Raw genomic sequence first — 12,451 nt, forward strand, 5'->3', positions numbered from 1 at the left:
GCGACAATTCCCGCAAAGGTGCGCTTCAGCCCAGCTTTTCCCCCGGCCTGCAAGTGAATGCTTCCCAAAGATATGTCGAAAGCGCGACGCCGCCGGTGGCGATCCTGTGCATGCTGACCACCTATGTCTTCTTCACCTTCCTCGACACCTCGAGCAAATATCTCGTCCTTGCCGGCGTTTCGGCGCTGATCGTCGCCTGGGTGCGCTTTGCCGTGCATGTCGTGCTGGTCGGCACCCTCCTGCGCGGCTGGCGCGATCCGCTGCGGTTTCGCCCGGTCAACCTGCCGGCGCATGTGCTGCGCGGCGTGTTCCTGTTCGGCTCGACCATGTGCAACATCCTGGCCCTGCGCTCCCTGCAACTGGCCGAGACGACGTCGATCTATTTCTTCGGGCCGATGGTGATCACCGCGCTTGCCGGCCCGCTGCTCGGCGAATGGGCCGGCTGGCGGCGCTGGCTGGCCATTCTGGCCGCGTTCGCCGGGGTCCTCATCATCACAAGGCCAGGTGTCGGCGTCTTCGGCATCGGCCATCTCTTCGCACTCGGCTCGATGCTGTCGAACTGCTTCTATGTCATCATGACGCGCCGGATGTCGTCGACGGAGACGTCGGAAAGCCTGATCCTGTTTTCGGCGCTGGCGCCGACGGTGCTGCTTTTGCCCATGCTGCCGTTTTCCTTCTCGCTGCCGCATGATGGCTGGCACTGGTTCATCCTGCTCATGCTTGGCGTGTTCGGCGGTGTCGGGCACTGGCTTCTGGTCCAGGCCTATCGGCTGGCGACGACCACGGCACTGGCGCCCTATCCCTATTCGCAGATGGTCTGGATGATCATTTCCGGCTGGATCATCTTCAAGCAGTTCCCGGATCGCTGGACGCTGGTCGGCGCCGCCATCATCGTTGCCAGCGGCCTCTACATCGTCCATCGCGAGCACCGGCTTCGGCTGCGGAGCCGCGCGGCCTCCGATGTCGAGGCCGAGGCGCTGGCAAAAAAACTTTGATTTGCCCCCGATCGGTGGCATAACGCCGCCTTTAAACAGTTTAAGTCGCAATTCAGCTCGTTCGGGGAGCGCAAGGCGCTGGCACAAAAAATCAAGCTTTCGACGATCGCCGATGCACTCGGCGTGTCCACGGCCACCGTGTCGCTGGCGTTGCGCGATAGCCCGCTGGTGGCCGGCGCGACGCGCGACCGCATCAAGGAACATGCGCGCGCTATCGGCTATATCTACAACCGCCGCGCCGCCAGCCTGCGCACCTCGCGTTCGGGCATTGTCGGCGTCGTCGTGCACGACATCATGAACCCGTTCTTCGCCGAGATCCTGCGCTCGATCGAGAGCGAGCTCGACCGCAGCCGGCAGACCTTCATCCTGTCCAATCACTACGACCAGCTCGAAAAGCAGCGCACCTTCATCGACACGCTGCTGCAGCTCGGCGCCGACGGCGTCATCATGTCGCCGGCCATCGGCACCCCGGCCGCCGACATACTGATGGCCGAGGAAAACGGCCTGCCGGCGGTGCTGATCGCCCGCACCGTCGAGGGCGCCGACGTGCCGGTGTTTCGCGGCGACGATTCCTATGGCACCGGGCTTGCCACCAACCATCTGATCTCGCTCGGCCACAAGCGCATCGCCATGATCGGCGGCACCGACCAGACCTCGACCGGCCGCGACCGCTATCAGGGCTATGTCAACGCCATGGAGGCGGCAGGGCTCGAAGTCAGGCCGTCCTGGCGCATCGCCGGTCCGCGCACCAAGCAGGCCGGCTTCGAGGCCGCCGGGCAGTTCCTGGCGCTGAAGGACAGACCGACCGCCGCCTGCTGCTGGAACGACCTCGTCGCCATCGGCCTGATGAACGGCATTGCGCGCGCCGGCCTGGTGCCGGGCATCGACATCTCCGTCACCGGCTATGACGATCTCGAGGAGGCGGCGATCGCCACGCCGGCGCTGACCACCGTCTGGAACGGCCAGCGCGAGGTCGGCCGCCGCGCCGCCAGCGCGCTGCTCGACAAGCTCAATGGGCAGACGGTGCGGCCCTCGCAGGAATTGATCAAGCCGGAGCTGCATGTGCGCCAGTCGACCGGCAAGCCGGTGGAGCGGGCATGACCAAGGCCGAACAGCTGCAAGCCGTCGCCATTCTGGTGCCGGCGGACTTCAGCGACCATGCCGTCCGGCGCATCGACCGTACCTTCAAACAGATCAGGATCGAGCGCGCCGATCCGGCGCTGGTCACCGACGAGATGCGCCGCATGGTGCGTGGCATTGCTTCCTTTGCCGGCATCAGCGCGGCTATGATGGATGCGCTGCCCAATCTCGAACTCATCGCCTCCTTCGGCGTCGGCTATGATTCGGTCGATGTCGGTCATGCGGCGGCGAAGAACATCATGGTCACCAACACGCCCGACGTGCTGACCGAGGAGGTCGCCGACACCGCGGTCGGGCTGTTGATCAACACGATCCGCGACCTGCCGCGCGCGGAAAACTGGCTGCGCGACGGCAGCTGGGTGCGCAAGGGCAACTATCCGCTGAGCCGGCTGACCTTGCGCGCCCGCCGCGTCGGGATTTTCGGCATGGGCCGCATCGGACAGGCCATCGCCCGGCGGCTCGAGGCGTTCGGCCTGCCGGTCGCCTATCACAATCGGCGTCGCGTCGAAGGTCTTGCGTATCAGTATCACCCGACGCTGAAAGGTCTTGCGGAAGCGGTCGATACGCTGATTTCGGTGGCGCCTGGTGGCGCTTCTACGCAGAAGGCGGTCAATGCCGAGATCCTGTCGGCGCTTGGCGCCAACGGCGTCTTCGTCAATATCGGCCGCGGAAGCACCGTCGACGAGGCGGCACTCGCGGCGGCGCTTGCCGGCGGCACCATCGCCGCCGCGGGGCTCGACGTCTTCGCCGACGAGCCGAATGTGCCCAAGGCGCTGCTCGACGCCCCCAACGCCTCCCTGTTGCCGCATGTCGGCTCGGCCTCGGAGCACACACGCCGCGCCATGGCCGATCTGTGCGTCGACAATCTGGTGTCCTGGTTCACCGAGCGCCGTCCGCTGACGCCGGTGCCGGAGACGGCGCATGTGAAGGCTCGCGGCTAGCGAAGGCAAACCGATGACGGTGAAGCCGCCTGACAATTCCACGATTTTGGTCGCCACCAATGGCCGGGACCAGATCATTTCAATTCCGTATCCAAGGCGGCCCTTCGCCAACTACCTGATCGGCATATTCGTTCTTTGCTGGCTAGGTGGTTGGGCCTTCGGTGAGATGACAGCCGCATATCAGCTCGTAACCAGGCCGTTCGGCGGGCCTACGGCGTTTGTTGCCTTCTGGCTCTGCGCTTGGACAGTCGGCGGCATCTTCGCAATGCTCATGGTTCGCCGCATTTTCCGGCGCTCCGTGCCCGAAGTGATAAGGCTCGATGCGGCCGGGGTCAGCCATGACCCTGGGTTGCCGCCGTTCAAGATGCCATCCTACGGCGCCTCCGCCTGGACGCAGCTGTTTTCGAAGCGGACCGAGCGCCGGTTCGACCGGATGCAGCTCAAATCGCTGAGACTTCGCGACGGCGATACTCGCAATCGCCTGACGGTCGACGCTGGTGCCCAGAGGGTCGAGATTGGTTCGGCAGCCACCGATGTCGAGCGCGAGTGGCTCTTCAAACTCCTTTCAGATCGCTATCCGCCGACCGTCCCGCAATAGTTCGACGGTTTCGTCTTCGGCATTCGTTGACACCGGCAGTGGCTCCGCCACATTTATTAACGCCAGCTTAACCCTTTGAAATCATTCTCTATCCTGCCCGTGTGCGTGGATGAGACAGAATGAAAACGCTTTTCGCATTGATCGCCGCCGCCGCCTTGTTTGGCGGCGTTCATCTGTTTCATGACGGCAATGGGGAAAGCGTCGCCGACGAGGTCACGCCATCCAACACCTACAGGCTGGTCGCCAATGGCGATGAGAGGGCCTGCGCGGTGAGCCGCGGGGCCGAAATTTCGGATGGCCTGTCCCTGCTCACTGTTGCTTCGACATGCCGTCGTCTGATGCCTGGCATAGAACGGGCAAAGTTCTGGCGCCAGCAGAATGACGGCACGGTCGCCTTCAGCGCCAACGGCATCGACCCGATTGTCACCTTCGCCGTGGCTGATGGCGACGGGTACGAATCCTATACGCCTGCCACGCCCTTGCTGTCGCTGGCGGGCGACCGCAACACCGGCGGCTGATTACTCCGCCGCGGCCCGCGAGCCAGCCTTCGCGGCGGCGTGCAGGCGCACCGCATCGCCGAAGGCGCGAAAAATCTTGGCCGAGTTGCTGTCCGAGTTGACCCAGTACTCCGGATGCCATTGGACACCGACGGCGAAGGCGCGTGCTCCCTTGACCGAAACCGCTTCGACCGTGCCGTCCGTGGCGACCGCCTCGATCTCGAGCTTCGACCCGAGCCGATCGATCGCCTGGCGGTGCAGTGAATTGACCTTGATCTCGCCGGCGCCGAACACACCGGCCAGGCAACTGCCCGGTTTGATCGAAATGGTCTGGTGGATGGCGAAGCGCTCGTCCTGTTGGTCGCTCGCCGGCGCGCGGTGGTCGAGCGAACCCTCGCGCTCCTGGATCTCGGTGCCCAGCGTGCCGCCGAGCGCCACGTTCAACTCCTGGATGCCACGGCAAATGGCAAGCAGCGGCACGCCGCGCTCGATCGCCCGGCGGATCAGCGGCAGCGTGGTGGCGTCGCGCGCCGGATCATAGGGGCCGTTGGCTTCGCTGGCATCGCCACCATAGAGCGAGGGGTGCACGTTGGATTTCGAGCCGGTGACCATGACGCCGTCGACCGAGGACAGCAGTTCATCGAAGTCGAGCCTGTCACCGAACGACGGCACCAGCAGCGGGAACACGCCGGCGCCGGCAACCGCCGCTTCCAGATATTGCTGCGGGGCGGCATGCCAGGTGTAGTTGTCGAACTGACGGACGTCGGTCGATATGGCGACGAGCGGCTGATGCATTTTGGGTCTGTTTTCCATCTGGCAAGGGATATCCTGCCTGCAAAATAGGCGATCCCCGGGCATTTTTCCATGCCAAGTTTCGGCGTGTCGCATGGGCCACGAAACCGCACGTTAGACTATAGTTGCAGGGCTGCATGGCTCGGTTACCAAATCTGGTCGCCGTGCTGGACTAGACTTCTCGCCTGTGTATTGTTTCGGCCAACCGATACGGGAGCCCGAGGATTTCCCGGATGTCGGTCTGTTGATCCAAAAGGGAGGAATTGCATGGATCGTCGTTCATTCATTCGCAAGGCCGGCGTGACCGGCGTCGGCGCCGCGGCGGCGGCGGCAACGCTTGCGGCCCCGGCAATCGCCCAGTCCAATCCCAAGGTGACATGGCGGCTTGCGTCGTCCTTCCCGAAGTCGCTCGACACCATCTATGGCGGCGCCGAGGTGTTCTCCAAGATGCTGTCGGAAGCCACCGACGGCAATTTCCAGATCCAGGTCTTTGCCGCCGGCGAACTCGTGCCCGGCCTGCAGGCCGCCGACGCCACCACGGCAGGCACGGTCGAAGCCTGCCACACGGTGGCATATTATTACTGGGGGAAGGACCCGACATGGGCGCTTGGCGCGGCGGTTCCCTTTTCGCTCAACGCGCGCGGCATGAATGCCTGGCACTACCATGGCGGCGGCATCGACCTGTTCAATGAGTTCCTCGCCACGCAAGGTCTCTTCGGCCTGCCGGGCGGCAACACCGGCGTGCAGATGGGTGGCTGGTTCCGCAAGGAAATCAACACGGTCGCCGACCTCTCGGGCCTCAAGATGCGCATTGGCGGCTTTGCCGGCAAGGTGGTGCAGAAGCTCGGCGTCGTGCCACAGCAGATCGCCGGCGGCGACATCTATCCGGCGCTGGAAAAAGGCACGATCGACGCCGCCGAATGGGTCGGCCCCTATGACGACGAGAAGCTCGGTTTCTACAAGGTCGCGCCCTATTACTACTATCCCGGCTGGTGGGAAGGCGGCCCGACCGTGCATTTGATGTTCAACAAGGCGAAATACGAAGAGCTTTCGCCGGCCTACAAATCGCTGCTGCGCACCGCCGCGCAGGCCGCCGATGCTGACATGCTGCAGAAATACGATTATGTGAACCCGGCGGCGGTGAAGCGGCTGGTCGCCGGCGGCGCCAAACTGCGTCCGTTCAGCCAGGAGATCATGGCTGCCTGCTTCGAAAAGGCCAACGAGGTCTATGCCGAGATGGAGGCATCCAATGCGCCGTTCAAGAAGATCTGGGAATCGATCAAGGGCTTCCGCAAGGAGCACTATCTCTGGGCGCAGGTGGCCGAATACAATTACGACACCTTCATGATGGTCCAGCAGCGCAACGGCAAGCTGTAAACTGTCCCATCGCGTTCGTTCGAGAGACCCCGGGCAGCTCGTCCGGGGTCTTTCTTTTCAGATTGGCGAGGAACTAACCTCGACCAGTATTCCGCCCGGCGCCATGCAGTAGAGGTCGTCGATGTAAAGCCGCCGCGTGCCAGGCGGCGTAACGGCAAGCGGGTCCGGCGCGACTGGCCTTTGGTTCAGCCCCGACCTGGCACCACCAGCACCTTGACCTCGCCGGGCGCCGGCGGGTTGGCGATCACGGCGACCGCCTCTTCAAGCGGCACCTGCCTGGAGATCAGCCGGTCGATCTCGATCGCGCCCGAAGCGATCAATTGGGCGGCGCGGCGGTGCGTGTACGGATTGAGGAACGAGCCGACCACCTTCAATTCCCGAAACAGCAGGTCGAAAGGCTCGAATTCCGCCTTCATGCCTTGCGGCGTCACGCCGACGATGACGACGGTGCCGCCGGCCCTTGCCAGCCGCATCGACTGCTCGACGGTATCGCGCACGCCGGCGCATTCGAACACCACGTCGGCGCCTCCGGGCATCATGCCCGCGGGTCCCGCGATGGCATCGATGACGTCGCCGGCGGTAGGATCGACCGTCGCCGTCGCGCCGAGCGCTTCGGCAAGCGTGCGCCGCGAGGCCTGCCTGGTCGACAGGATGATGGTCGTGGCGCCGGCCAGTTTTGCCAATTGCACGGTCAGCTGGCCGATCACGCCGCCGCCCAGCACGATCACCGAACTGCCCGGCTTGATCTCGGCAAGGTCGACGCCATGCAGGCAGCAGCCGAGCGGCTCGCAGAAGGCGCCATGCGTCGGCGGCAATTCGGCGGGCAGGATGAAAGCCTGTTTCTGCGGCAGCACGACATACTCGGCAAAGCCGCCATCGCGGTGGATGCCGATGGCATTGAGATTGCGGCAGAGATTGACCCGGCCGGCATGGCAATGCGGGCACCGTCCGCAGGCGATGTTGGGATCGCCGGCGACACGATCGCCGACGGCAAAGCCGGAGACGGCGTTGCCGATCGCCTCGATGATGCCCGAAAATTCATGTCCGGGCGTCACCGGCGGCCGGCAGGGAAATTCGCCGTGGAAAAGATGCCGGTCGGTGCCGCAGACGCCGCAGGCCTCGATCCGCACCAGAAGCTCGTCCGGGCCGGCGACAGGTTTGCCGACTTCCCGCAGCGCAATGCTGCCCACCGCCTCCAGCCGCACCGCCTTCATGACGCCGTCCCCATCAATTGAAGCTCGGCGGCTGCGAAAGGTCCGGCGCCGGCGCCGTCGGCTTGGCCGGCGGTGCATCGCCGAAACTCGGCGGTTGCGACAGTTCCGGCGCGCCGGGCGCGGCCGGTGCGCTGCCGCCATTGGCAGGGGCCGTGCCACCAGCCGGCGGTGTACCGAGCGGCGACAGGCCGGGCACCTCCGGCACCTTGTAGTCGATCGTGCCCGGATCGATCACCGTGCCCTTGTAGCGCATCACCATTTGCGGGAAGGCGATGGTCAGTCCGATCATCACCACCTGGATCAGCACGAAGGGCACCGCGCCCCAATAGATCTGGCCGGTCGTCACCGGCGCGATCTTCTTGCCGGTAAGGCGGTCGAGATAGGGCACGCGCGCGGCGACCGAGCGCAGGTAGAACAGCGCGAAGCCGAAGGGCGGATGCATGAAGCTGGTCTGCATGTTGACGCCGAGCAGCACGCCGAACCAGATCAGGTCGATGCCGAGCTTGTCTGCCGCCGGCGCCAGCAGCGGCACGATGATGAAGGCCAGTTCGAAGAAATCCAGGAAGAAGGCCAGGAAGAAGACGAGGATGTTGACGCCGATCAGGAAGCCGACTTCGCCGCCCGGCAGCGAGATCAAAAGGTGTTCGACCCAGATGTGGCCGTTGACGCCGTAGAAGGTCAGCGAGAACACGCGCGCGCCGATCAGGATGAACAGCACGAAGGACGACAGCCGCGTCGTCGAGGTCAATGCCTGCTTGATCACGTCCAGCGACAGCCGGCCTTTTGCCGCCGCCATGATCAACGCGCCGACAGAGCCCATGGCACCGCCCTCGGTCGGGGTGGCGATGCCGAGGAAGATGGTGCCAAGCACCAGGAAGATCAGTGCCAGCGGCGGGATCAGCACGATGACCACCTGCTGCGCCAGCCTGGACATCATGTTGAAGTTCAGGCGTTTGTCGGCAATCGCCACGATGTAGATGAAGAGCACCCCTACGGTGGCGCCGAGAATGTCGGCATTGTCGCCATGAGCTGGCGCGAGATAGCGATACGCGGCATAGGAGATGGCCACCGCCACCACCAGCGCCACCAGCAGCGACAGAACACCGTGGCCAAGCGTGCGTGCTTCGAGCGGCAGCGCCGGCACCATTTTCGGCCGGAAGATCGATACGATGAGGACGTAAAGCGCGTAGAGGCCGGTCAGCACCATGCCCGGGATCAGTGCGCCGGCGTACATGTCGCCGACCGAGCGGCCGAGCTGGTCGGCAAGCACGATCAGCACCAGTGATGGCGGGATGATCTGGGCCAGCGTGCCGGATGCCGCGATAACACCGGCAGCCAGCCGCCGGTCGTAGCCGTAGCGCAACATGATCGGCAGCGAGATCAGACCCATGGCAATGACGGATGCCGCCACCACGCCGGTGGTCGCCGCCAGCAGCGCGCCGACGAAGATCACCGCATAGGCGAGGCCGCCGCGGATCGGACCGAACAACTGGCCGATCGTGTCGAGCAGATCCTCGGCCATGCCAGATCGTTCGAGCACGATGCCCATGAAGGTGAAGAACGGAATGGCCAGCAGCGTGTCGTTAGACATCACCCTGCTGCCGTAGAAATTATCCGGCAGTGCGTGCAGAAGCGGCCAGGCGAGATTGATCGATCCACCAGAATAGGGCGAGAGGAGCACGCCGATGAAGAAAAACATCAAGCCGTTGGCGGCCAACGAGAAGGCCACTGGGTAGCCGATCAGCAGGAAGATGATCAGCGAGGCGAACATGATCGGCGCCATGTTCTGGGCGATGAATTCCATCATGAGCGCACCTCGTCGGCCAGTGCCTTGGCTTCGAGTTCGGCTTGCTCATGTGCCGATATGAACGGATTGGGGTCGTCCATGTCGCCGCGCATGATGGCGATCTTCTTGATGATTTCGGAGATGCCCTGCAGGGCCAGCAGGAAAAAGCCGACCAGCAGGATGGCCTTGGCCGGCCAGATGATAAGCCCGCCGGAATTGTTGGACATCTCGCCGCTGCGAAACGACAGCGAGACGTAGGGAACGAAATAGATGACCATCAGCGTCACGAACGGCATCAGGAAGATGAGATGGCCGAGAAGGTCGATCCAGTGCTGCACGCGGCGTGAAAACAGGCCGTAGACGACATCGATGCGGATATGGTCGTTCTGCTTCAGCGTATAGGCGGCGGCCAGCATGAAGGCGGCGCCGAACAAATACCATTGCAGCTCCAGCCAGGCATTCGACGATATGTCGAAGATCTTGCGGATGACGGCGTTGGCCGCGCTCACCAGGATCGCTAGCAGGATCAGCCAGGATACCGATTTGCCGATGAATTCGTTGGCGCGATCGATCACCCTGGATAGAGCGAGAAGCCCTGCCATGCATTCCTCCCTTTTGTCGGAGGCGTGTCGGCTCCCCTTATTCCGTCACGCCGCTTGGTCCAACGGTATGCCGCGCGTGGACTGACGGGTCAACAAGGATGGGAGCAACAAAACAGCATCAACTGAAAGCGAGGGGCGGAGACTGGCGGTCTGCCCCGGCGTCATGCAACCAAAGTCTGATGGTTCAGACGACCTTGCCGGTGTCGCGGCCGGCGCCGATCAGGATCAGCATGGCCACCAGGAACAGATACATCCACGCATCGCGCCATTCGATCGGGAAATAGCCGGCCCACAGTGATTCGGCCATGCCGAAGGCGGCGGCACCCAGAGCCGCCCGTGGCGGCGAGAGATAGCCGCCGACCGCGGTCACGAACAGGATCTTCAGGCCGTAGACGAGACCGGAACCGAAGCTGACATTGCCGTAGTAGAGGCTGGCCATGACGCCGGCCAGCGCGGCGCAGAAGCCGCCGAGCAGCACGGCGTTCCGGAACACGCCGCGAACGTCGATGCCGCACAGCGCGGCGGCGCGCGGGTCGTCGGAGACGGCGCGCCAGCGCCGGCCGAAGCCGGAGCGTGCAAACGCCGATGTGGCGAGTGCGACAGCCGCCAGCACCACCGCGCAGTCGAGCACCTGGATCAGCGTCAGCGTCGCCTTGAAGCCGGCGCCTTCGGCAAAGACGATGGGCTGTGCCAGCATTGGCGGCAGCCACAGATCATGCGTATCGGCGGCGATGCGGCTAGCTTCCGACAGGACGATCAGGATGCCGAGCGTCGTCACCACGATGGCGTTGGGCGTGCGGTCGGCCAACGGTTCGAAGACGCTGCGCGACAGGACATGGCTGATCAGCGCGGCATAGAGGAATGCCGCGACGACGCCGAACAGCACCGACGCCAACAGCGTCAGCCACAGCACCTGGTAGGCGGAGGCGACGCTCAGGATCATTGCCTGGCCGCTGAAGGCGAACAGCGCGCCATAGGCCAAGTTGGTGCGGTGCAGGATGCCGTTGATCAGCACGTAGCCAAAGGCGAGCAGCGCGTAGAGCGCGCCGGAATGCAGCCCGTTCAGCACCTGCTGGAAGAAATAGAGCATGCTCAACAACACCAAAAGCATCTCGCCGACAGCGGTTGGGACGACGGAATGCTCGAGACAAAGGCGACAATACCCTGCGCAGAAGAGGTTTGCATCGCCGAATCTAACTTGTCAAACACGATTTATTGGTTAGATTTTGCAGCATGACAGTTGCCTGGACCCCGCACCGCTTCACTGGCGGCCTGCTTGCGCTCGATACGGCGAACACCGTCGTCCTGCGCGGCGATCCGGAGCGCACGTTCGACCGCTTCGATGATCCGGCCGAAATCGCCCGCTTCGCCGACGCGGCCAGCGCCTTTCGCGCCGCCGAACTCGGCGACCGGCGGCTTGCCGTGTCTTCGCCGACGGCAATCGCACCCGTCGTGCTGTCGATCCGCGAGACGACCGACCGGCTGTTTCGCGGCGCGGTGTCGAACGGCGCGGTCGCCACCGCCGACCTGCCCGATTTCCTGCGCGCCTGTGCCGAAGGCCTGGCCGGCAGCCGGACCGAGATCGGCGCACCGGGAAGGCCGTTCGGCGATCCCCGTGTGCCGATCCCCTTCGAGGCGGCGCTGGCGGTCTCGGCCCTTTCGCTGCTGCGCGACGACACGGTCGCGCGGCTCAGGATCTGCCCCAACTGCACCTGGCTGTTCGTCGACAGAAGCCGCAATTCCAGCCGGCTTTGGTGTGACATGGCTGTGTGCGGCAACCGGCAGAAGGCCAGTCGTCACTATCGCCGCCGCCGCATGGCGGCCCATGAGGTCAAGGATGCCTAGAGGATTTTCACGCGCGCTCGTTGCCGGCGCCATGTTGATTGCCGCAGCGACCCTCGGCGCCTGCCGCGACACCGGCGGTGAGGGCAAGCTGTTCGAGGTTTCCGGCAAGATATTCGTCTTCAACTACCGTCTCGCCAGGGCGACCTATGTCGTGACGCTGCGGCCCTTGCAGCCGATGGGCGAGGGCCAGGTGGCGGTTGCCAGCTTCCAGAACCCGGCCGGCGGTGCGCCCTTGGTGGTCGAGCAGAAGGTCTGGCCGAAGCTCGACAAGGTCAGCCTGGAGAGCCCGGCGTTGACATGCATCGTCAAGAACAAGCCCTATGCCATCGCCATCAGCATCAAGGGACCCGACGGCGCGGTCCTGCAGAAGATCGACACCACGCTGATGTCGACGGAAGACCAGTCGATCCTGCCCGACCGGCCGCTGGTCATTGACCAGCTCTATACGGCCAATCCCGACCTCGCCGGCCATCCCGACGGCAAGCTGCCCGGCGAGCCGAAGCCGGACTGCTCGAAAGCCGGCTGACACCTTCCGACGGCATCGATTCCGGCCGGAGTTTTCGTGCGCCGAGCACTCTCGGCGTGCGGTTTCATGCGCGCTCCTGCGCCCGCCGGACTGTTTGTTGCGCGTTGCCTGGCCCCTGCGATTTTGTTTGACCTCACT

General features: G+C 64.2%; 13 protein-coding genes. 8 read left to right on the top strand and 5 right to left on the bottom strand.

Annotated features, from left to right (window positions below):
* Positions 1 to 53: 53 nt before the first annotated feature.
* The 5 genes from CK228_RS23855 (at position 54) to CK228_RS23875 (ending at position 4,192) form a co-directional block, all read left to right on the top strand.
* A complete protein-coding gene (locus CK228_RS23855) occupies positions 54 to 995 on the top strand; it encodes a DMT family transporter (RefSeq protein ID WP_095771932.1) in 942 nt (313 codons plus the stop codon).
* Between the two features lie 78 nt (positions 996 to 1,073).
* Entirely contained in the window at positions 1,074 to 2,096 is a 1,023-nt protein-coding gene (locus CK228_RS23860) for a LacI family DNA-binding transcriptional regulator (RefSeq protein ID WP_095771585.1), read from the top strand.
* Complete coding sequence (locus CK228_RS23865; protein ID WP_095771586.1) at positions 2,093 to 3,076, top strand: 2-hydroxyacid dehydrogenase; 984 nt, start codon at positions 2,093 to 2,095, stop codon at positions 3,074 to 3,076. The genes CK228_RS23860 and CK228_RS23865 overlap by 4 nt, the downstream gene beginning before the upstream one ends.
* Before the next feature lie 13 nt (positions 3,077 to 3,089).
* Positions 3,090 to 3,674, top strand: a complete 585-nt coding sequence (locus CK228_RS23870; RefSeq protein WP_095789443.1) for a hypothetical protein — start codon at positions 3,090 to 3,092, stop codon at positions 3,672 to 3,674.
* Positions 3,675 to 3,793: 119 nt separating this feature from the next.
* Positions 3,794 to 4,192 (top strand): hypothetical protein, encoded by a 399-nt coding sequence (locus CK228_RS23875; RefSeq protein WP_095789444.1) that lies wholly within the window; start codon positions 3,794 to 3,796, stop codon positions 4,190 to 4,192.
* On the opposite strand, the gene CK228_RS23880 is transcribed toward CK228_RS23875, so the two are convergent.
* Positions 4,193 to 4,966: a gamma-glutamyl-gamma-aminobutyrate hydrolase family protein gene (locus CK228_RS23880; RefSeq protein ID WP_095771933.1), complete on the bottom strand. Its 774-nt coding sequence runs from the start codon at positions 4,964 to 4,966 to the stop codon at positions 4,193 to 4,195. It abuts the gene before it with no gap.
* A gap of 264 nt (positions 4,967 to 5,230) precedes the next feature.
* On the opposite strand from CK228_RS23880, the gene CK228_RS23885 reads away from it, so the two are divergent.
* Positions 5,231 to 6,340: a TRAP transporter substrate-binding protein gene (locus CK228_RS23885; RefSeq protein ID WP_038651600.1), complete on the top strand. Its 1,110-nt coding sequence runs from the start codon at positions 5,231 to 5,233 to the stop codon at positions 6,338 to 6,340.
* A gap of 185 nt (positions 6,341 to 6,525) precedes the next feature.
* Here CK228_RS23885 and CK228_RS23890 read toward each other — a convergent pair whose 3' ends face one another.
* The 4 genes from CK228_RS23890 to CK228_RS23905 form a co-directional block, all read right to left on the bottom strand.
* Positions 6,526 to 7,554, bottom strand: a complete 1,029-nt coding sequence (locus tag CK228_RS23890) for a zinc-dependent alcohol dehydrogenase family protein (RefSeq protein WP_095789445.1) — start codon at positions 7,552 to 7,554, stop codon at positions 6,526 to 6,528.
* 13 nt (positions 7,555 to 7,567) lie between these two features.
* A complete protein-coding gene (locus CK228_RS23895; protein ID WP_095789446.1) occupies positions 7,568 to 9,358 on the bottom strand; it encodes a TRAP transporter large permease subunit in 1,791 nt (596 codons plus the stop codon).
* On the bottom strand, positions 9,358 to 9,942 hold the full coding sequence (locus tag CK228_RS23900; protein ID WP_095771591.1) for a TRAP transporter small permease subunit: 585 nt from the start codon (positions 9,940 to 9,942) through the stop codon (positions 9,358 to 9,360). The genes CK228_RS23895 and CK228_RS23900 overlap by 1 nt, the downstream gene beginning before the upstream one ends.
* Positions 9,943 to 10,126: 184 nt before the next feature.
* Positions 10,127 to 11,032, bottom strand: coding sequence for a branched-chain amino acid ABC transporter permease (locus CK228_RS23905; protein WP_095789491.1), 906 nt, complete (start codon positions 11,030 to 11,032; stop codon positions 10,127 to 10,129).
* Between the two features lie 143 nt (positions 11,033 to 11,175).
* Between CK228_RS23905 and CK228_RS23910 the strand changes: the two genes are divergently transcribed.
* Together CK228_RS23910 and CK228_RS23915 are read left to right on the top strand one after the other, a co-directional pair.
* Positions 11,176 to 11,787, top strand: a complete 612-nt coding sequence (locus CK228_RS23910; RefSeq protein WP_095789447.1) for a CGNR zinc finger domain-containing protein — start codon at positions 11,176 to 11,178, stop codon at positions 11,785 to 11,787.
* Entirely contained in the window at positions 11,780 to 12,313 is a 534-nt protein-coding gene (locus CK228_RS23915) for a hypothetical protein (protein WP_095789448.1), read from the top strand. The genes CK228_RS23910 and CK228_RS23915 overlap by 8 nt, the downstream gene beginning before the upstream one ends.
* Positions 12,314 to 12,451: the final 138 nt, after the last annotated feature.

Source organism: Mesorhizobium sp. WSM4312, assembly GCF_002294875.1.
Classification (GTDB): Bacteria; Pseudomonadota; Alphaproteobacteria; order Rhizobiales; family Rhizobiaceae; genus Mesorhizobium.